This window comes from Yersinia mollaretii ATCC 43969, from assembly GCF_013282725.1.
Lineage (GTDB): Bacteria > Pseudomonadota > Gammaproteobacteria > Enterobacterales > Enterobacteriaceae > Yersinia > Yersinia mollaretii.
Genome location: NZ_CP054043.1, coordinates 2,161,457 through 2,180,472, shown reverse-complemented (window position 1 = coordinate 2,180,472; position 19,016 = coordinate 2,161,457). Strand labels below are relative to the sequence as shown.

Below are 19,016 nucleotides of genomic sequence, written 5' to 3'. Positions count from 1 at the left end.
GCGAGCAGAATACAGCGTATTCTGCCCAATCTATCGCTGCGGAAGATAACGCAGCGGGTTTACGGATTTCCCCTTGTAACGAATTTCAAAATGCAATCTTACTGAACTGGTTCCGGTGCTACCCATGGTGGCTATTTTTTGACCCGCCTTCACTTCTTCTTGTTCCCGGACCAGCATTGTATCGTTGTGAGCGTAGGCGCTCAGGTAATCATCATTATGTTTGATGATGATTAGATTACCGTAACCACGCAGTGCGTTCCCAGCATACACAACCCGCCCATTTGCTGTAGCGAAGATGGGTTGCCCACGAGAACCGGCGATATCAATCCCTTTATTGCCCCCTTCGGAAGCAGAGAAGCTATCGATCGTTTTGCCCTCAGTTGGCCATTTCCAGCTACTGACTGGACCACCATTGCTGGTTGGATCACTGATGGGACTGCTTGGTGCAGTAACAGGTGCCGTTGTCGTAGCGACAGCCCCTGATGCTGGTAACATTTTACCAACACTCTGTTTACCCGAATTTCCAGAATACGCGCTAGTTGGTTGAGAATCAACCGTTGTAGTTGTGTTCTGAATATTTGACGGCGGTTTTGCTATTCCGCCTGATGTGGCATCAGTCGCAGCTAACATTCCACCGCCAGAGCCATTACCCAACTGAATGGATTGCCCCACATTTAGGCCATATGGCTCAGCAATATTGTTTTTGGCGGCCAGATCACGGAAGTCATTCCCGGTGATCCAGGCGATATAAAACAGCGTGTCACCACGCTTAACGGTATAGGTATCACCGCTGTAACTTCCTTTGGGGATAGTGCCATAGCTGCGGTTGTAAACGATGCGCTCACCCGAACTATTGGTATCCGAGCCACTTAGCATAGTCCCTGAACGATCACCACCGACACTGCTGATTGGCGCAGAGGTTGTATTCTCATTGCTGCAACCCACCAACCATAAACTCATAACCGTACATGCCGCGACTCGGCGTAATGTAATCATTGGGCTTCCCGTGCTCATGCTTCCCCCATGACAGCAATAATAAACGATGTATCAAATACAGAAGCGCGCATGCTATCAATACCACGCCTGCCATACCATAAAATTTATGTTACTGATTTTTTAGCCGATCTTTCACGTAAAACGACACGTTTCGGATGAGATAAAAGATTTAAGGCTGAATGAAAGAGATTGAATTCAGGCCAATTCTCCTTTGACCAAGGGGACAAAGCGGACCGCTTCTACTGTTTCAATCTGAAATTCATTGTGACGGCGCTGCACACATTTCAATGTCTGAGCCTGCTCGCCGACCGGAAGAACCAAGATCCCACCCTCATCTAACTGTTCAAGTAATGCTTGCGGGATCTCCGGCGGGGCGGCTGTCACAATGATCGCATCAAATGGCCCGCGTGATGCCCAACCTAGCCAGCCATCACCATGGCGGGTAGAGACATTATGCAGATCCAGCTGTTTCAGGCGGCGTTTTGCCTGCCACTGTAGCCCTTTGATTCGTTCGACTGAACAAACATGTTCGACTAAATGCGCCAAAATTGCAGTCTGATAACCAGAACCGGTGCCGATCTCCAAGACCCGCGAGGTCGGCGTCAATTGCAACAATTCAGTCATTCGCGCCACCATATAAGGCTGAGAAATAGTTTGCCCCAAACCTATAGGCAGAGCAGTGTTCTCATACGCCTTATGCGCCAAAGCTTCATCAACAAAACGCTCGCGCGGTACCGCTTCGATCGCCTGTAACAAGCGCTCGTCTTGGATACCTTGCTGACGTAACTGCATCAACAATGTTTGCATGCGTTTATTTACCATTCTCCATCAACCTCATGAATGCTGGCTAACCAGTTTTCAACTACGTCTTGCGCCCCATAGGCCGTTAAATCAACCTGAAGTGGCGTGATAGAAACATAACCTTGCTCAATCGCCGCAAAATCCGTGTCAGGTGCCACATCAAATTTATCCCCCGGAGGGCCAATCCAGTAGAGATCTTGCCCTCGAGGGTCTTGCTGACAAAATACCTGCTCTGCGGGATGACGGCTACCACAACGTGTTACCCGAATACCTTTAATCTCAGATAAGGGTAAATCAGGTACATTAATATTCAGTATTTTGCTGGTACGCAATGGTTTATGTTGTAACGTGCGCAATATACAACAAGTGATCGCCGCCGCTGTCTCATAATGCTGATGCCCATTCAGTGAGACAGCCAGAGCAGGAAAGCCCAAATGCCGCCCTTCCATCGCGGCTGCCACCGTCCCCGAATAGATAACATCATCCCCGAGATTCGGTCCCGCATTGATACCGGAAACCACAATATCGGGCCGAGGGCGCATTAAGGCATTCACCCCCAAGTAGACACAATCGGTCGGCGTGCCTTGCTGAACCGCAATGTCACCATTAGATAAGGTGGTGATGCGCAGTGCGCTATCCAGTGTCAATGCATTGGACGAGCCACTGCGATTACGATCGGGAGCGACGATTTGTACCTGCGCAAATGCCCGCAATGCGCTGGCGAGCGTTTGGATGCCCGGCGCGGAAATACCATCGTCGTTACTCAGCAATATCCGCAGCATCAGCATTATCCTGATTCATGATTTCGCGCACCACACTGGTGGCAAAGCTGCCGGCAGGTAACCAGAAGTGGAGCTCGAGGGTCACATCATCCCACCAGCTCCACGCCATATTCTGCGGTTTCAGCAGTACGGCCCGACGTGCACCTTCGACTCGTTCGCGCTTGATCAGCGCCAGTAATTCGCTTTGATCCGCCAAACAAGCCAGTTCGAAAGCCAATGCCTCACCCTGAGTGCCCAGCTCACCCTCCCCCGGCAGCGGGGCAGTGATATTAAGTTCACCCGCATCGACACGTTGCTGTAGCGCGGCGAGTTCATCGGCAGTGGCAACAAACCAACTGCCGCGACCAGAAAGCTGCAATGCATCGCCTTCCAGCACTGTCGTCGCCTGCTGTTGTGCCAAACGGGCACTACTAATCAGGTTGAACATGGCACTACGGCTAGCCGACAGATAAAAGCTGCGTTTACTGCGCTCTTTGACTCGAATTTCGTTATTCGCCCACAAGCGCGCCTGCACCAGATTATTGCCGCCGCGACCAAATCGTTGACTGCCAAAATAGTTCGGTACTCCCTGCGCCGCAATATGCTGCAATCGCTGCTCTACATCTTGGTTATCTGTGATGTGGCGCAATACCAAGGTAAAGGCGTTGCCCTTCAGTGAGCCAATGCGCAGTTTTCTTTTTTGGCGCACAGACTCCAGCACTTCGCAGCCTTCCAGTTCGAAGGTGGAGAGATCTGGGGCTTCTTTACCCGGCAGATGCAAACAGAACCACTGTTCGGTGACGGCGTGACGATCTTTCAAGCCCGCGTAGCTCACCAGCCGTGGATGTATCTTGGCAAAACGCGCCAGATAGTCAGCGACAAACTGGGTATTACAGCCGTTTTTGCGGATACGAACCAATAGATGCTCGCCTTCACCATCCGGCTCAAAGCCCAGATCTTCGATCACCACGAAGTCTTCCGGATTGGCCTTTAGCGTGCCGCTCGCCTTGGGTTTACCGTGCAGCCAAGTGAGATTTTCCATGTCCATTTTTTATGCCTTAATCAACAGGGCGACAGCTTCACAAGCAATACCTTCGCCACGGCCAGTAAAACCAAGCTGCTCAGTAGTGGTCGCTTTGACGTTGATATCATCCATATGACATTGCAGATCTTCCGCCAAATGAACACGCATCTGTGGGATATGGGGGGCCATTTTGGGCGCTTGGGCAATAATCGTAATGTCCAAATTCCCCAGTTTATAGCCCTTTGCCAGAATACGGCGGTAGGCTTCGCGCAGCAAACCACGGCTATCAGCCCCTTTAAAGGCTGGATCGGTATCGGGGAATAACTTGCCGATATCGCCTAAAGCAGCCGCGCCCAGTAAGGCATCAGTGGCCGCGTGCAAGGCAACATCACCATCAGAGTGCGCCAACAGGCCCTTTTCGTAGGGGATGCGCACTCCGCCAATAATCAGTGGGCCACTGCCATTTTCGCCAAATTTATGTACATCGAAACCATGACCGATCCGCATTAGTTTTTCTCCATATGATGTAATCGCGTTAGATAAAACTCTGCCAGCGCCAGATCCTCTGGGCGCGTCACTTTGATATTGTCCGAACGGCCAGACACTAATATCGGATGGTAGCCGCAGTGCTCTAATGCAGAGGCTTCATCGGTGACAACAGCCCCCTCACGCAAAGCGCGGGATAGACACAATTTTAATAGCTCAAGCGGAAAAAGTTGGGGTGTTAGGGCATGCCACAGTGCTTGACGATCGACAGTGTGGGCGATGGCTTGAATCCCCGCCTCACTGCGTTTCATGGTGTCGCGCACTGGAGCGGCCAGAATCCCCCCCACTTTACTGTGCCCGATAATCGACAACAGCTTGTCGAGATCGTCACGGTGCAGACAAGGACGAGCCGCATCATGGACCAATACCCACTCCGCCTGCCCCGCACATTGTAAGCCCGCCATCACCGAGTCGGCCCGCTGTTCACCACCGTGAACAAGACGAATACGGGGGTCCAGCGCAATGGGTAAGGTAGAAAATTGCGTGTCCTGCGGATGTATGACGACAATAATCTGCTGGATTCGCGGGTGACCCAGCAAAGAAGCGATGGCGTGCTCAATGAGGGTCTTACCGCCCACAGTTAAATACTGTTTAGGGCAATCAGCCTGCATACGGCTGCCAATACCCGCAGCCGGTAAAACCGCAATGACTTTAGGAAGGGAAACTGCAAAATGACTCATTATTTATTGTTGCGCGTTATTTTGCGTCGAAGGGGGACTCGCATTGCGTCTGGATTGGTCAGGAACCAGACGATAGAAACTTTCGCCGGGTCTAATCATACCCAGTTCGTTACGTGCGCGCTCTTCGATCGCCTCTTGACCACCGTTTAAATCATCAATTTCAGCAAATAGCTGGTCGTTCCGGGCTTTAAGTTTGCCGTTGTTGGTCTCTTGAAGAGCCACGTCATCCTTAACCCGAACAAAATCATGAACACCATTCTTGCCCAACCACAGTGAATACTGGAGCCAGCCAAGTAAAATCAGCAATAGTAGTGTAAGTTTTCCCATTCCCGCCCCCCGAAAACTGCCTAATCATCCCACAACTTTTCGTCGGACTCCACTCTGTGACGGAAATAGGCCACAACACTCAGATTAAGGACGATTTTCAACCCAATAACAACGCGATTTTTCACTAACGTCACTGAATCACGGCGGTGTCTCCCGGTTTCGTCGAGCTTTCGCATAACAAATGAGCAATACACGTACTTTTGTTTGCATTTATGCGTAACAAATCAAGATTAATAGAAAGAAAAATAAGCCAACAAATGGATTAATCCACTAATTAATGCCTTTCACCTCAATAAATGGCCTTTTTCCGACGTTATAACGAAAATAAGCAAAGAAATAAGGACGTTTTACGTTCACTATATTAAACAAATGTTCTACTATTTTACCCAATCCGACAGGATAATTCTGAATTTTACGTGTTAGATAAACACGGTCAAAAAGGCCAATTCTTCTTTTGCCGGGGGCAAAACCCATGGAAAAACAGACAATTCCACCAGACAATGAATTGTTAACTGAAATTGCTGTGTCTTATTACCAAGATGAAATGACTCAGGAAGAGATTGCACATAAGTTTGGCATTTCAAGAATCAAGGTTGGGCGGTTACTTAAGCGGGCAAAAGCCGAAGGCATTGTTGAGATTACAGTACGTTATCATCCGGTGTTTAGCACTCGTCTCGAGCAACAACTGATTGAGCATTTTGGCCTGAAACGGGCGCTGATTGCGCTGGATTATCAAGATGAAGATGAGCAGCGGCGTCAGGTTGCCTCATTAGTTTCCGGCTATCTGGCCACGAATTTGAAAGATAACACCGTATTAGCGGTTGGGCAGGGGCGTAATATTGCCGCCATCGCGGATCACGTCAGCATCGTGCCGGAAAGGCAGTGCAAGTTTATCTGTGGTATTGGCGGCACACATCGTCCCGGCGATGCCATTAATGCCGACCATATCAGCCGTCGTCTAGCCAAGAAATTTGGTGGCACCAGCGAAACCCTCTACGCGCCCGCTTATGTGGAAAATCGTGCGTTAAAAGAAGCCTTTATGCAGAACGGCACCATCAAAGAGACACTCGATCGCGCCAGAAAGGCGGATATCGCGCTGGTCGGTATTGGCGATATGAATGAAAACAGCTATATGGTGAAATTGGGCTGGTTTACGCCGCAAGAGATTGTCGATGCCAGTATGCACCAAGGGGTCACCGGTGAGATTGCCGGATATGATTTTTTTGATGCCCAAGGCCAACCGGCGAATACCGTCATGAACGATCGGGTTATCGGCATCAGTACCCAAGAGCTGCGCCAGATACCTTGCGTGATTGCTATCGCCTCCGAAAGCACCAAAGCATTGGCGATTCTGGGAGCCTTGCGCACCGGCGCAATTGATATTATTGCCACCAGCGCATCCAATGCGCGGACGATTTTGAAAATGATTCAACAACAGCCTTAATCTGGTATTCGAAGGGTGCGCCAAGATGGCGGTCAGTCCCCTGCTGACCGCCATTGAGACATTGATTAGACCAGCCGCTGCTCTACCGAATCTGCCAATTGAGTCAGTATTAAGCAACATGAGGTTGCGCCCGCATCTAAAACACCGCGAGAACGCTCCCCCAGACGGCTGGCTCGGCCAATTTTGGCGACGAGATCAAGGGTGGAGTCACGCCCGGCATGGGCCGCATTTTTCATCAGGTGGAGTGACTCGACGAAAGATTTATTTTGCTGTTGTGCCAGTTCAAAGGCTTCGACCGTCGGAATCAGCGTATCCATGATGCATTTATCCCCCACCCCCGCCTCGCTGATATCTTGTAAGCAGGATAGCCCGTCTCGCAACATGCCGCTAAAGGCGGTGGCATCAATTTTATCGCAGTCACGAATGCTCTCTGCCATGCCCATAAAAATGCTGCCATAAAGTGGCCCCATTGAACCGCCAATCCCCTCCATCAGAGAGTCAGACAGCACATCCAGCGCCTCGGATACCGTCAGATCTCTCCCTTTGATACTCTCCGCACAGAGATTGAAGCCTTTGGCCATATTGATGCCGTGGTCGCCATCGCCAATCGCGCCGTCGATCTCACTCAGATAGTCGCGATTGGCGATAATCGTCTCGACTAACTCTTCGACAATCGGCGTGCCGTGTTTGTGACAGAATGCGCTCATCATCCCTTACTCCACCTGCGTTAAGCCGAGTGAATGAGTCGGTACGTCAATTAACGCCTTCAATTCATCATCCAGTTTCATCAATGTCAGGGTGATCCCCATCATGTCCAGCGAGGTAAAGTGGTTGCCAATATAGGGGCGATAGATATTGATCCCTTTCTCCTTCAATAAGGTGACCACTTCAGCATAATAAATGTACAACTCAAGAGTCGGCGTAGCCCCTAAACCAGAGATCAAAACCGCTACCTCATCACCATCGCCAAAAGGCACATCACCGACCACGATATCCACCATCGTTTTAGCAATCTGATCAGCCGTTTGTAATGGCTCCACCCGAATCCCCGGTTCGCCATGGTGACCAATACCCACCTCCATCATGCCATCTTCAATATGGAAGTTAGGTTTGCCTACCGCCGGAATGGTGCACGAGGTGAGGCCCACCCCCACTGAGCGACAGTTATCGATGGCTTTTTGCGCGACGTCGATAACAGCATCTAATTCATAATCTTGCGCTGCCGCTGCCGCCCCCACTTTCCACATAAAAATCTCACCGGCGACCCCACGGCGCTTCTCTTTTTCTGTCGGCGGTGCGGAGGCTACATCATCATTGGCGACCACCGTTTTGACTTTGATGCCCAGCGCCTGCGCTTTTTTAGCTGCCATTTTGACGTTCATATTGTCACCGGCATAGTTGCCGTACAGACAAGCCACCCCCGCCCCGCCATCGGCGGCTTTAAATGCGGCTAAAAAGGCACCCGCCGCCGGAGAGGAGAAAATCTCCCCGACCGCCACCGCATCCAGCATGTTTTTGCCGATATAACCCAAAAATGCGGGTTCATGCCCCGAACCGCCCCCAGTGACAACCCCCACCTTTCCTTTATAGGGTGCCTTGGGGTGTTTCAACACTTTCTCATGATCCGTTTTAGCGAAAAAATGGGGGTAAGCCGCCAGATAGCCCTTGATGGCATCCTCAACAACATGGTCAGGATCGTTAATAATTCGGTTCATGACACTCTCCTTGCAACAGAAAATACCGGATGGATTATTGGATGGTATAGCCGCCATCAATCACCAAGTTTGCGCCAGTGATCATGTTAGCCGCGTCGCTGGACAGGAATAGCGCACAGGCAGCCACTTCGACGGGGTAGGCAAAACGGCGCGCGGGAATTTTCAGTTTCATCTCTTCAGCCGCCTCCCCCGACCACGCCTTTTTGCCCAATTCGGTTAAGACCACGGTGGGTGAAATGGCATTAACTTGGATGCCGAGCGGCCCCCACTCTAGCGCCAGCACTTTCGTCATGCCGATCACCCCCGCCTTACTGGTGCAATAGGCCAGATGATTGGGTAACGCCACGATCCCGGCTTGAGAGGCTAAATTCACGATTTTGCCATGTCCCTGTGCAATAAAGCGCTTCCCCACTTCCTGACTCATGAGGAAAACCCCTTTCAGATTGACATTAATCGTGTTGTCCCAATCTTGCTCAGTGGTTTTTTCCGCCGAATCCAGTGCCACAATTCCGGCGCAGTTGACTAAAATATCCAGTTTGCCAAAGGTATTAATCGCCATGGCGACCGCTATTTTGACCGATTCGCTATCACTGACATCGCAATACAACCCGCTCGCGTTAGCCGGATTAAGCTGCGTTGCCACCTCGGCGACATTATCGTTGCGATCCATCAGAATCACTTTCGCCCCTCTAGCCAGATAAAGCTCGGCAATGGCGTAACCAATACCTGCGGCTCCACCGGTAATAGCAGCAACTTTACCGTGCAGACAAAAATCAATATTGAGTCCGTCATATTCAATTTTCATGTTTTAACTCCTCATCAATGACGCCCTGGTTATCACTATTTTCCTTCAGATAACATGCTGAATTAATGTGTTTTATTCGCCTCATAGACCTGTTCGTGCTCTTTCAGAGATTCATCAGGGTTTTCTGCCGGCAAGGTGACAAATTTCATCAGCACGGCGGCGACGATATATAGCCCCGAGAAGAGCCAAATAATGCCTTCAATACCTAATGGGGTAATAAAGAGGGTGACGATCAGTGGCCCGACGAAGGCACACAGCCCCGCCCCCAAGTTCAGCACTGACATCGCCGCCCCTTTATCATTGGGCGCAAGGCTCGGCATAATGGCAGAGAGGGGAACAAACCCGGCGAAACAGGCCCCCAGCGCACCGGCTGCCAGCAGGGTGTAGGTGTAACCTTCGACGCCAAAGTGGGTCGGGATGTAGTAGAGCAACAGGATAGAGATGGCGCTGCCCACACAGCCAAACCACATCACGGTATTCGTCCAGCCCCATCGATCACTGATCACACCAGACAATAAGTTGAAGCCAATATTGACCGTCCACATAAAGGCATAGATAGACAACCACTGGTCGCGGGTAAAGCCAATGACATCTTGCAGGTAGGTTGGCAGGAAAACGATCATGCCAAAAGCAAACGACAGGTTGATGGTCCGAACAAGTCCACCTAGCCCGATTTTGTAATTCTCAAAAGCGATCGACACCCCTTTGAACAGATAGGCGAAGGTTTTAGCGGGCACATCAGTTTCCACAGTGACTTTGCTGTCTTTGCTCAACATCAGGCCAATAACCGCCCCAATCAACACAAAGACAATTCCGCTCCACAGGGTGTGTATCTCACCTAATATCGGCAGCGCGATACTGGCGTAGAACACCCCTAGAACACTTAATCCGCCAGTAAATACAAACCAGAAAATTCCCACCGCTGATCCCAGTTTGGCTCTCGGGGCTTCATAGGCAATCCACACTAAAAAACCGTATGAGAACAAGGGGTAGCCGAGTCCGCGGAGTGCATAGGTTGGGATCATAATGGACAAGTTATTGCTGGGTAAGCCGAGGGATAAAAACAGCACAGAGCCTATCAGGAAGATTACCACGCCCGCTGCCATCACCTTTTTTGCGGTATACATTTCCGCTAAGACACCGGACAACCATGCGGCAATCGCCACGGCAAAGCCGTAGACACTGAACATCAGGCCAGACTCTTCAACCGTCAGACCACGGCGAATAATGAAGTCGGATAGCCAACTCTGCTCCAGCCCCTCTCCGGCCATAAATATCAGTACGCCGATATAACCTAATAATATTTTCTTAGGCAGCCCTATCCTTTTAATCAACATGTCTAACATGGTGCATCACCTATGATTTGGAAATAATGCGATGATTAATATCGAGTTATCTTTCACTGATTATTGGATATTGGGATTGAGCACCACTTTAAGAGAGCCGACACCTTTGGTGACCATTTCAAAGCCTTCGGCAAATTTTTCCAGCGGTAGGATATGGGTCACCACGCCTTCGGTTGGCAGGTCGCCGTTGCAGATCCCTTCAATGACCAGCGGATAGCAATATGGCCCCAGATGTGAACCCAAAACATCTAGCTCTTTGCGGTCACTGATGATGCTCCAGTCAACGGTCACGGGATCTTTGAACACCGAGAACTCCACAAAAGTCCCCAACTTGCGCAGCAGTGTGAGTCCCTGCTCGACCGCTTTTTGTGCACCCGTGGCTTCAATGTAGATATCGCAGCCATAGCCGTCGGTCATCTCTTTGATAATCGAAATCACGTCGTCTTTAGTGGGGTTAAGCACCAGATCAGCACCAAATTTCTTCGCCAGCGCCAGACGGTCATCGGACAGATCCAACACAATCAGCTTGCCGGGACCTGACTTTTTGATCGCCCCCACCATGCCCAATCCCAATGTTCCTGCTCCTGCCAGCACCACAACATCACCGAGTTTGATATTGGCGCGCTGCACGGCGTGGAAAGAGCACGCATAGGGTTCGATCAGAATGGCTTTTTCTAAGGGAAGATCGGCAGGAACATGATAATTAATCGCCTCTTTGGTAAATTTCATGTATTCAGCCATCGCGCCATTAACATTGTGCTGGAAGCCGTAGAGGTCATGTTTTTCACACATCCAATACTGCCCACGGTTGCAGAATCGGCACTCCCAGCAAGGAACGATCTGTTCCGAGGTCACACGATCACCTAATTTAAACCCCTCCACTTCCGCCCCTAATCCCACCACATGGCCGATAAACTCATGGCCAGGGATCATCGGGGCCTTGATATAAGCAGGCTGCTTATCATCGCCCCAAAAACTGGGTGCACCGCCAAAAGCTTTAGTATCACCAGCACAGATACCGCAACCTTCGACCTTCACTAAAATCTCTTTCGCATCAATTGTGGGGACCGACACGATCTGAAGCCGATAATCCCCCGGCCCGTAGGCCACAACGGCACGCATTTTTTCAGGAATACCGGCAACCATCTGAGCATCTATAGAACGTTCGTTATACATGATTGACTCCTTCAACAATTATTCTTGTCATAAATTTAAATTCGCCATAAACACGATATGAACATAAGATCCACAATCGTACTATTGAACAGTACGATTAAGCCGCAGAGTTACGCCATTAAAAAATACTCAGGCTGTGAGGGAGATCATAAATAAAATCAAAATCACAATAACCCCTGATTTGATGCGAGTTTAATCACTTAATAGAGAAGCAATAAGAGGGAAATCAACACTAAGATTGATTTTAAATTGATCATAAGTTTATTGACTGAACATCTGAAAAGAGTGAGGATGATAAACATATGAACATAGATATAACTTTTGATTGATCTGTTATCTCTCGTTCTTGATGCTGAAACCGCCCGCGATTCACTCGCAAATCATAAAGCGGTGGCGGCAATAAAAGTGATTAATCGGGTTTCCGTTCAATATGTTAAGGGGTGAAATATGCTGTCTATTGCCATCGGCTGTGATGATGCGGCCATTGATATGAAAAATCAGATTCTTGCCTTTCTGCAAAATAGAGGCATGACTGTGGTTGATTACAGTTGTGACCAACAGCGCGAATCCACCCTATACCCCGATATCGCCATTCAGGTGGCTCAGGCTATTAAGGACGGCAAGCATGAACGCGGAATTCTGATCTGTGGAACCGGTATTGGCATGAGCATCACTGCCAATAAAGTGCTGGGCATTCGTGCCGCACAGTGCCATGACCCCTTCTCCGCTCAACGAGCCAGAAAAAGTAATAATGCACAGATCATCTGTTTGGGCGCGCGGGTGATTGGTATTGAGTTAGCCAAAACCTTGGTCGATACGTGGCTTGATTGTGATTTCGATGGGGGCGGCTCAACCGAAAAAGTGGAACGCATTAGTTACTATGAGCAACAGCAAAATATATGAGCAACGGCAAAATCTCTGACAGCCATTCATTAAGCGGATAGCAACATAAGAAGGGAGACGATGGTCAATGGCGGGAGACTGCGGGCTGTTAGCGAATGATACCTCAACAGCCCGCTGACTCAACCTTCACCAGCCAGTGAGAAATGAGAACAGCATCCAGAATAGGCACAGCACCGCAATCCCCGTACCACCGATAGTAAACAGCAGATTACCCCGCGTTAGCACACTGAGCGCAATACCAATCAGCACTGAAACTGGCATCAGCGCCAAGAAGAACGGCCAAGTGTACAGCAGAAAGAAGACGGTATTGGGGCCATAAATAAAGAAGGGGATCGCAAACGCCAGCCAATAAAACACAAAGCCCGTGACGCCACCGAGAAAGGAGTATGAGGGTTCATCCCGATCCCGTTGTTCGTCGATCATCATTTGGGTGACATTCTGCATAAAAATCCTGTAGGTACAATTTACCAGCACGTTCTGAGGACGTTTTGCCGGAGGGGTAATTATGTCCAATGCCATTGGCGTGACAGGTAGGCAGCTTGCGTGTTCGCAACCCTGTCGCAGCCATGGCGAAGGCAGATACATTTAGGATTTGATAATAGCGCTACCACGCAGTACGTCTAACAATTGTTCAATCAAATTTGTTACTAATTGTTCACCCTGCAAATGAATATCTGCATGCTCAGGTGATTCGTAAATAGAGTCAATGCCAGTGAAGTTTTTCAGCTCACCCGCACGGGCTTTTTTGTATAAACCTTTAGGGTCGCGCGCCTCGCAAATCGCCAACGGCGTATCCACAAACACCTCGATAAACTGGCCTGTCGCCAGCATATCTCGCACCATTTTCCGCTCTGCACGATGAGGCGAAATAAATGCTGTCAGCACCACCAGACCCGCGTCCACCATCAGTTTGGCGACCTCGCCGACCCGACGGATATTTTCGCGCCGATCCTCATCAGAAAACCCCAAGTCACGACACAAACCGTGGCGCACATTGTCGCCATCCAGCAAGTAAGTGCTAACTCCACGGGCGAACAGCGCCTGCTCCAGCGCCCCCGCCACTGTGGATTTTCCTGAGCCGGACAAACCGGTAAACCAGAGCACCACGCCCTGATGCCCATGCTGCTGCTCACGATCCTGCCGCGTCACCGCATGAGGGTGCCAGACGATATTGTCATCGGCTGGCGTCACCTGATCTGTTAGCACGCTATTTTCCCCCTAACAGATCACGCGCACCCCAATGTGGGAAGTGGCGACGAACCAGCGCATTCAGCTCCAGCTCAAACGCACTAAAGACCGTGCTCTCCTGATAAACCGACTCCAGTGTTTCTCGAATCAAGCCCGCGCCGACCGTGACATTACTCAGCCGATCAATAAAGATCATGCCGCCGGTATCGCGATTGCGCTGATAGCTGTCCAGCACCAGCGGCTCATCGAACGCCAGTTCAACCAAGCCGATACCATTGAGCGGCAAACTCTCCACCACCCGCTGCGTCAGTGAGTTGATCTCGACCTGATATTGGATATTTTCAACCCGTGCACGGGTCTTTTTACCCGCTACTTTGATGTCATAACTCTGCCCAACCACCAGCGGCTGTTCCGCCATCCACACAATATCCACCAGTGCATTCTGTGCGGCTTTTAGGGTTTCACTGGCATCCACCAGCAAGTCACCCCGGCTAATATCCACTTCATCAGCCAGCACCAGCGTGATAGCTTCGCCGGGGACGGCTTGGGTCAAATCGCCATCAAAAGTAACGATGCGAGCCACCGTTGACTCCACGCCGGAGGGCAGCACTTTCACTTTTTGCCCTACCCGCACTATGCCCGCAGACAAGGTGCCAGCATAGCCACGGAAATCCAGATTGGGGCGGCTAACATACTGCACCGGGAAGCGCAGCGGCTGTTGACGGCTGGTGCTCACCACATCAACACTCTCCAGCACTTCAAGCAACGTCGGGCCGGAGTACCAATTCATTCTCTCGCTCGGTGAGGCCACATTGTCGCCATCCAACGCGGAGAGCGGGACAAACTTAATCACCAGATCCGTGGGTAATTGCTCGGCAAAACTCAGGTAATCCTCTTTGAATTGCTCGAAGACACTCTCCTGATAATCCACCAGATCCATCTTGTTCACCGCCACCACTAAATGGCGAATACCCAGTAAGGTCGCAATAAAGCTGTGGCGACGGGTTTGATCCAGCACCCCTTTGCGGGCATCGATCAATAAAATTGCCAGATCACAGGTCGACGCCCCGGTCGCCATATTGCGGGTGTACTGCTCATGCCCCGGCGTGTCGGCAATGATAAATTTGCGCTTCTCAGTCGAGAAGTAACGATAAGCTACATCAATGGTGATGCCCTGCTCGCGCTCGGCCTGTAACCCATCCACCAGTAGCGCCAGATCCAGTTTTTCGCCCTGTGTGCCAATGCGCTTGCTGTCAGTGTGCAGCGTAGTGAGCTGATCTTCGTATATTTGGCGGGTATCGTGCAGTAACCGCCCAATCAGGGTGCTTTTGCCATCATCGACACTGCCGCAGGTCAAAAAGCGCAACATGGTTTTATGCTGCTGCGCATGAAGGTAAGCCTCGACCCCGCCTTCGTTGGCAATTTGTTCGGCGATGGAGCTGCTTTGTAGAATCATCGACCGGTTTTCTGATGTTGATTGATCGACTGCAACAGGCTGATTTTGTAATTGGGTGTTCATCGGGCGCTCCTCAGAAATATCCCTGACGCTTTTTAAGCTCCATGGAGCCGGATTGATCGCGGTCGATCATTCGACCCTGACGTTCACTGGTGGTCGAGATGAGCATCTCTTCGATGATGGCGGGCAAAGTTTCGGCTTCCGACTCCACCGCTCCAGTGAGTGGCCAGCAGCCCAGCGTGCGAAAACGCACCATTTTCTGAGTAATGACCTCACCCGGCTGTAAATCGATGCGATCGTCATCCACCATCAGCAGCATCCCATCGCGTTCCACTACCGGGCGCGGTTTCGCCAGATAGAGCGGCACAATGTCGATTTTTTCCAAGAAGATATATTGCCAGATATCCAGCTCAGTCCAGTTGGAGAGCGGGAAGACGCGGATACTTTCGCCTTTGTTAATCTGGCCGTTGTAGTTGTGCCACAGTTCAGGGCGCTGATTTTTCGGGTCCCAGCGGTGGAAGCGGTCACGGAAAGAGTAAATTCGCTCTTTGGCTCGTGACTTCTCTTCATCACGCCGTGCGCCACCGAAAGCGGCATCAAAACCATATTTGTTCAGCGCTTGCTTGAGGCCCTCGGTTTTCATGATGTCGGTATGTTTGGCACTGCCATGGACAAACGGATTAATCCCCATTGCCACGCCTTCGGGATTGCGATGAACCAATAGTTCGCAACCAAAAGCCTTGGCCGTGCGGTCGCGGAATTCGTACATTTCGCGGAATTTCCAGCCGGTATCCACATGCAATAGCGGGAAGGGCAAATTGCCGGGGAAGAATGCCTTGCGCGCCAGATGCAGCATCACAGAGGAGTCCTTGCCGATGGAGTAGAGCATCACCGGGTTACCGAATTCGGCGGCCACTTCACGGATGATATGGATGCTCTCCGCCTCCAATTGCCGCAAATGAGTGAGTCGTTTTTCGTCCATAACAGATCCTTTATGCCAAATTCACAACTGACGGGCTGATGGCCTGTTCAGTCTGTCGTTGTTGCCCAAACCAGGCGATTTGGTGATGGAGATCCACCACTTCACCGATCACCAGCAGTGCTGGCGTAGGAGCCTGATGCGCTAATGCTTCTAGCTGTGCCAAGGTGCCAGTCCGAACCTGCTGGTCCGCACGCGTCCCCCGACTGATCACCGCCACGGGCGTGGTGCCCGTGCGGCCATGAGTGATCAGCTGTTGGCTGATCTCCGCCGCTTTCACCGTGCCCATGTAGATAGCCAAGGTCTGGCGGCTACGGGCCAGTGCTTGCCAATCCAACTCATCGCCATCACCGCGACAATGGCCGGTAATAAAGGTCACGCTCTGCGCATGGTCACGATGAGTCAGAGGAATACCGGCATAGGCGGTCGCCCCCGCAGCCGCCGTCACCCCCGGCACCACCTGAAACGCAATGCCCGCGCGTGCCACCACTTGTAACTCTTCGCCACCTCGGCCAAAGATAAAGGGATCGCCCCCTTTTAGCCGCACCACCCGCTTTCCTTGCTGCGCGAGCGTCACCAGCAATTGATTGGTCTCTTCCTGCGCCACCGAGTGCGCCCCCGCCCGCTTGCCGACACAAATACGCTCAGCATCGCGGCGAACTAAATCCAACACTTCGGGGCTGACTAAATGGTCATACAGCACCACATCAGCCTGCTGAATAACCTGTAGGCCACGTAGGGTCAGCAAACCGGGATCACCGGGACCAGCGCCCACCAAGGCGACCTCACCGAGCGGACTGCCCTTGCCCTCTAACGACTGCTGTAATTCCTCTTCTGCTTGCGCTAACTGTCCACGGCTGATCAAGCTGGCAAAACGACCACTGAAGGCATTTTCCCAAAAGCGGCGACGTGCGCCCATTGAAGCAATTTGCTGCTTGACGCGACCACGCCAGCGCCCAGCGACAGCGGCCATCTCACCCAGACTGGCCGGTAATAGCGCCTCCAGTTTCTCGCGCAGTATCCGCGCCAGCACCGGGGCTTGTCCGGCAGAGGAGATAGCCACCACCAAGGGGGAGCGATCGACAATTGACGGGAAGATAAATGAGCAGAGCGGTTGATCATCCACCACATTTGCCAAGAGATGTCGTTGATCAGCGGCGGCGAAAACAGCGGCATTCAGCGCGCTATCATTGGTCGCCGCAATCACCAGAAATACCTCATCCAACTGCTCAGGCGAGAAAACCAGTGCCTGCCAGTGAATACGACCATCCTGATGCTGTTGTTCGAGTTCAGATGAGAGCGTCTGAGCCACTACCCGCACTTGAGCGCCCGCGCGGTGTAGCAATTCAATTTTTCGCGCAGCAACTTCACCGCCGCCAACGACCAGTACCGGGCGCTGTTTTAAGTCGGCAAATAGAGGTAGATAGTCCACAACGGCCTTCGATTACATGATAAAGCGTAGGGTGACTATAGGGGGGGGCCATGACCTTATGAAATGACGAAAAGTAATTACAAGTTCCATAATGATATATAGGCTTAATAATATGGCTTGCAGCTATGTTAGCCCGTTTTCTATGGGCCGTTTTTCTGGTTTATCTTTCTGCAATTTAAGAATCATACAAATTGTTAATTTGTGCGGAGAGTTTCATACTAAGCACCGCTCAGTGCCGCGTGACCCATGCCAATAGGCATGGCCCAGACTATAACAAGGATATTTCGGTATGTTTTTTCGCCGTCGCCTAAAGTGGGCATTATTCACCCTGTATTTCAGTGCCGCTCTGCCATTGCAGGCCGCCACGACTCAAGCCGTTGGCAACATTGCGGAACAGCAAACTCGCCATATTAGCACCTACTTCCCCGGCCGCATGGCGGGCAGTCCGGCTGAATTACTGGCTGCCGAGTACATCAATCACCGCTTTCAACAGATGGGCTATCAGAGCAATATGCGCGGTTTTAATACCCGCTATCTCTATACCAGCAAAAATGGCAAGCAGAGCTGGCGAAATGTCAGTGCCACCTCCGTGATTGCGGCCCGCAATGCCTCGACAGATGAGGCTGCCAGCAAAGCCGATGATCAAAAGCAGATCATCATCATGGCGCACTTTGATACCTACACCCCAAAAAGTGATATCGATTTAGATAAGAATCTAGGGGGTCTGACACTGCAAGGGGTTGATGATAATGCAGCGGGCGTGGGGGTGATGCTGGAGCTGGCGGAGCGCCTGAAAACTATTCCGCTGCGCTATGATTTGCGTTTTGTCGCACTCAGCGCCGAGGAAATTGGGGCGCAAGGCACCGAGAACTATCTGCAACGGATGAGTAAGACAGAGAGAGCTAACACCTTGTTGGTGATCAATTTGGATAATCTGATCACTGGCGACAGCCTCTACTTTAATGCCAGCAATCAACCCTCAGCCATCGCCGCAAGAGAGCAGGCACTGAAGCTGGCACGGCGTTATGGCATTAGCGCCGCGACGGTTAAAAATCAGGTCACCGCGTCCTGTCGAGTCGATAAAAATCTGTTTGCGACTGCTGGAGTGCCGCTGTTATCCGTCGAAGCCAGCAACTCTAATTTAGGCAACAAAAATAATAGGTTAGGTAACAAAGATGGCTGCCAGCAACGGGCCATCAGCAGCCACTTCCCACAAGGCACCACTCGCCATCAAAGCCAGTTGGATAACTTAAACTATCTGGATAAGTTTTTGCCGGGCCGTATCACTAAACGCACCCATGACACGGTCAAAATAGTACTGCCCCTGATCGAAACGTTAGCGGCCGCTAAGAAGTAGTTTCAGCCTGCGAAACGCTACGCAAAACGAACAAAAATACCCCCTATTCAATGTCAGGGCGATCATTTTGACCGCCCTTT

20 protein-coding genes are annotated in these 19,016 nt (G+C 51.1%); 3 read left to right on the top strand and 17 right to left on the bottom strand.

The genetic code is table 11. The annotated features are described in order from the left end of the window. Positions 1-30: 30 nt before the first annotated feature. From nlpD to ftsB, 7 genes are all read right to left on the bottom strand, one after another. Complete coding sequence (gene nlpD / locus HRD69_RS09645; RefSeq protein ID WP_032814225.1) at positions 31-996, bottom strand: murein hydrolase activator NlpD; 966 nt, start codon at positions 994-996, stop codon at positions 31-33. A gap of 195 nt (positions 997-1,191) precedes the next feature. Then, the gene (locus HRD69_RS09640) at positions 1,192-1,818 is read right to left on the bottom strand and encodes a protein-L-isoaspartate(D-aspartate) O-methyltransferase (RefSeq protein ID WP_032814226.1); all 627 of its coding nucleotides are present in this window, start codon (positions 1,816-1,818) and stop codon (positions 1,192-1,194) included. Beyond that, positions 1,812-2,579 (bottom strand): 5'/3'-nucleotidase SurE, encoded by a 768-nt coding sequence (gene surE / locus HRD69_RS09635; protein ID WP_032814293.1) that lies wholly within the window; start codon positions 2,577-2,579, stop codon positions 1,812-1,814. Before surE ends, HRD69_RS09640 begins: the two co-directional genes overlap by 7 nt. Then, positions 2,557-3,606, bottom strand: coding sequence for a tRNA pseudouridine(13) synthase TruD (gene truD / locus HRD69_RS09630; RefSeq protein WP_032814228.1), 1,050 nt, complete (start codon positions 3,604-3,606; stop codon positions 2,557-2,559). Before truD ends, surE begins: the two co-directional genes overlap by 23 nt. A 3-nt stretch (positions 3,607-3,609) precedes the next feature. Continuing rightward, positions 3,610-4,089 (bottom strand): 2-C-methyl-D-erythritol 2,4-cyclodiphosphate synthase, encoded by a 480-nt coding sequence (ispF, locus tag HRD69_RS09625; protein ID WP_032814229.1) that lies wholly within the window; start codon positions 4,087-4,089, stop codon positions 3,610-3,612. Next, positions 4,089-4,808, bottom strand: coding sequence for a 2-C-methyl-D-erythritol 4-phosphate cytidylyltransferase (gene ispD / locus HRD69_RS09620; protein WP_004875016.1), 720 nt, complete (start codon positions 4,806-4,808; stop codon positions 4,089-4,091). The genes ispF and ispD overlap by 1 nt, the downstream gene beginning before the upstream one ends. Before the next feature lie 3 nt (positions 4,809-4,811). After that, the gene (ftsB, locus tag HRD69_RS09615) at positions 4,812-5,135 is read right to left on the bottom strand and encodes a cell division protein FtsB (RefSeq protein WP_004875017.1); all 324 of its coding nucleotides are present in this window, start codon (positions 5,133-5,135) and stop codon (positions 4,812-4,814) included. A gap of 472 nt (positions 5,136-5,607) precedes the next feature. On the opposite strand from ftsB, the gene HRD69_RS09610 reads away from it, so the two are divergent. Further along, on the top strand, positions 5,608-6,579 hold the full coding sequence (locus tag HRD69_RS09610; RefSeq protein ID WP_004875019.1) for a sugar-binding transcriptional regulator: 972 nt from the start codon (positions 5,608-5,610) through the stop codon (positions 6,577-6,579). A gap of 65 nt (positions 6,580-6,644) precedes the next feature. Here HRD69_RS09610 and dhaL read toward each other — a convergent pair whose 3' ends face one another. The 5 genes from dhaL to HRD69_RS09585 all read right to left on the bottom strand — a co-directional run bounded on the left by dhaL (position 6,645) and on the right by HRD69_RS09585 (position 11,621). After that, on the bottom strand, positions 6,645-7,289 hold the full coding sequence (gene dhaL / locus HRD69_RS09605; protein ID WP_004875021.1) for a dihydroxyacetone kinase subunit DhaL: 645 nt from the start codon (positions 7,287-7,289) through the stop codon (positions 6,645-6,647). Positions 7,290-7,292: 3 nt separating this feature from the next. Continuing rightward, a complete protein-coding gene (locus HRD69_RS09600) occupies positions 7,293-8,294 on the bottom strand; it encodes a dihydroxyacetone kinase subunit DhaK (protein ID WP_004875022.1) in 1,002 nt (333 codons plus the stop codon). A gap of 34 nt (positions 8,295-8,328) precedes the next feature. Further along, positions 8,329-9,099 (bottom strand): SDR family oxidoreductase, encoded by a 771-nt coding sequence (locus HRD69_RS09595; RefSeq protein WP_004875023.1) that lies wholly within the window; start codon positions 9,097-9,099, stop codon positions 8,329-8,331. Between the two features lie 62 nt (positions 9,100-9,161). Then, a complete protein-coding gene (locus tag HRD69_RS09590) occupies positions 9,162-10,445 on the bottom strand; it encodes an MFS transporter (protein WP_032814232.1) in 1,284 nt (427 codons plus the stop codon). Between the two features lie 60 nt (positions 10,446-10,505). Continuing rightward, entirely contained in the window at positions 10,506-11,621 is a 1,116-nt protein-coding gene (locus HRD69_RS09585; protein ID WP_004875025.1) for an erythritol/L-threitol dehydrogenase, read from the bottom strand. A gap of 447 nt (positions 11,622-12,068) precedes the next feature. Here HRD69_RS09585 and rpiB point away from each other — a divergent pair, with 447 nt between their 5' ends. Beyond that, positions 12,069-12,524, top strand: coding sequence for a ribose 5-phosphate isomerase B (gene rpiB, locus HRD69_RS09580; protein WP_004875027.1), 456 nt, complete (start codon positions 12,069-12,071; stop codon positions 12,522-12,524). A 126-nt stretch (positions 12,525-12,650) separates the two neighbouring features. On the opposite strand, the gene HRD69_RS09575 is transcribed toward rpiB, so the two are convergent. The 5 genes from HRD69_RS09575 to cysG form a co-directional block, all read right to left on the bottom strand. Then, positions 12,651-12,968 (bottom strand): DUF3561 family protein, encoded by a 318-nt coding sequence (locus tag HRD69_RS09575; RefSeq protein ID WP_004875028.1) that lies wholly within the window; start codon positions 12,966-12,968, stop codon positions 12,651-12,653. 141 nt (positions 12,969-13,109) lie between these two features. Continuing rightward, positions 13,110-13,730 carry an adenylyl-sulfate kinase gene (gene cysC, locus HRD69_RS09570; protein ID WP_004875029.1) on the bottom strand — a complete coding sequence of 207 codons (621 nt, stop codon included), beginning with the start codon at positions 13,728-13,730 and terminating at the stop codon, positions 13,110-13,112. A 1-nt stretch (position 13,731) separates the two neighbouring features. Next, positions 13,732-15,231, bottom strand: coding sequence for a sulfate adenylyltransferase subunit CysN (gene cysN / locus HRD69_RS09565; RefSeq protein WP_004875030.1), 1,500 nt, complete (start codon positions 15,229-15,231; stop codon positions 13,732-13,734). Between the two features lie 10 nt (positions 15,232-15,241). Beyond that, a complete protein-coding gene (cysD, locus tag HRD69_RS09560) occupies positions 15,242-16,150 on the bottom strand; it encodes a sulfate adenylyltransferase subunit CysD (RefSeq protein ID WP_004706274.1) in 909 nt (302 codons plus the stop codon). A gap of 10 nt (positions 16,151-16,160) precedes the next feature. Then, entirely contained in the window at positions 16,161-17,579 is a 1,419-nt protein-coding gene (gene cysG / locus HRD69_RS09555) for a siroheme synthase CysG (protein ID WP_004875031.1), read from the bottom strand. 289 nt (positions 17,580-17,868) lie between these two features. Between cysG and HRD69_RS09550 the strand changes: the two genes are divergently transcribed. Continuing rightward, positions 17,869-18,936 (top strand): aminopeptidase, encoded by a 1,068-nt coding sequence (locus HRD69_RS09550; RefSeq protein ID WP_004875032.1) that lies wholly within the window; start codon positions 17,869-17,871, stop codon positions 18,934-18,936. Positions 18,937-19,016 lie beyond the last annotated feature (80 nt).

What these genes read in the sequence shown, in the direction of transcription:
- cysD (WP_004706274.1), bottom strand. Translation starts at nt 16,150, where the DNA reads ATGGACGAAAAACGACTCACTCATTTGCGGCAATTGGAGGCGGAGAGC.
- HRD69_RS09590 (WP_032814232.1), bottom strand. Translation starts at nt 10,445, where the DNA reads ATGTTAGACATGTTGATTAAAAGGATAGGGCTGCCTAAGAAAATATTA.
- dhaL (WP_004875021.1), bottom strand. Translation starts at nt 7,289, where the DNA reads ATGATGAGCGCATTCTGTCACAAACACGGCACGCCGATTGTCGAAGAG.
- surE (WP_032814293.1), bottom strand. Translation starts at nt 2,579, where the DNA reads ATGCTGCGGATATTGCTGAGTAACGACGATGGTATTTCCGCGCCGGGC.
- rpiB (WP_004875027.1), top strand. Translation starts at nt 12,069, where the DNA reads ATGCTGTCTATTGCCATCGGCTGTGATGATGCGGCCATTGATATGAAA.
- HRD69_RS09595 (WP_004875023.1), bottom strand. Translation starts at nt 9,099, where the DNA reads ATGAAAATTGAATATGACGGACTCAATATTGATTTTTGTCTGCACGGT.
- nlpD (WP_032814225.1), bottom strand. Translation starts at nt 996, where the DNA reads ATGATTACATTACGCCGAGTCGCGGCATGTACGGTTATGAGTTTATGG.
- ftsB (WP_004875017.1), bottom strand. Translation starts at nt 5,135, where the DNA reads ATGGGAAAACTTACACTACTATTGCTGATTTTACTTGGCTGGCTCCAG.
- HRD69_RS09575 (WP_004875028.1), bottom strand. Translation starts at nt 12,968, where the DNA reads ATGCAGAATGTCACCCAAATGATGATCGACGAACAACGGGATCGGGAT.
- HRD69_RS09640 (WP_032814226.1), bottom strand. Translation starts at nt 1,818, where the DNA reads ATGGTAAATAAACGCATGCAAACATTGTTGATGCAGTTACGTCAGCAA.
- HRD69_RS09550 (WP_004875032.1), top strand. Translation starts at nt 17,869, where the DNA reads ATGTTTTTTCGCCGTCGCCTAAAGTGGGCATTATTCACCCTGTATTTC.
- HRD69_RS09610 (WP_004875019.1), top strand. Translation starts at nt 5,608, where the DNA reads ATGGAAAAACAGACAATTCCACCAGACAATGAATTGTTAACTGAAATT.
- ispD (WP_004875016.1), bottom strand. Translation starts at nt 4,808, where the DNA reads ATGAGTCATTTTGCAGTTTCCCTTCCTAAAGTCATTGCGGTTTTACCG.
- HRD69_RS09600 (WP_004875022.1), bottom strand. Translation starts at nt 8,294, where the DNA reads ATGAACCGAATTATTAACGATCCTGACCATGTTGTTGAGGATGCCATC.
- ispF (WP_032814229.1), bottom strand. Translation starts at nt 4,089, where the DNA reads ATGCGGATCGGTCATGGTTTCGATGTACATAAATTTGGCGAAAATGGC.
- cysN (WP_004875030.1), bottom strand. Translation starts at nt 15,231, where the DNA reads ATGAACACCCAATTACAAAATCAGCCTGTTGCAGTCGATCAATCAACA.
- truD (WP_032814228.1), bottom strand. Translation starts at nt 3,606, where the DNA reads ATGGACATGGAAAATCTCACTTGGCTGCACGGTAAACCCAAGGCGAGC.
- HRD69_RS09585 (WP_004875025.1), bottom strand. Translation starts at nt 11,621, where the DNA reads ATGTATAACGAACGTTCTATAGATGCTCAGATGGTTGCCGGTATTCCT.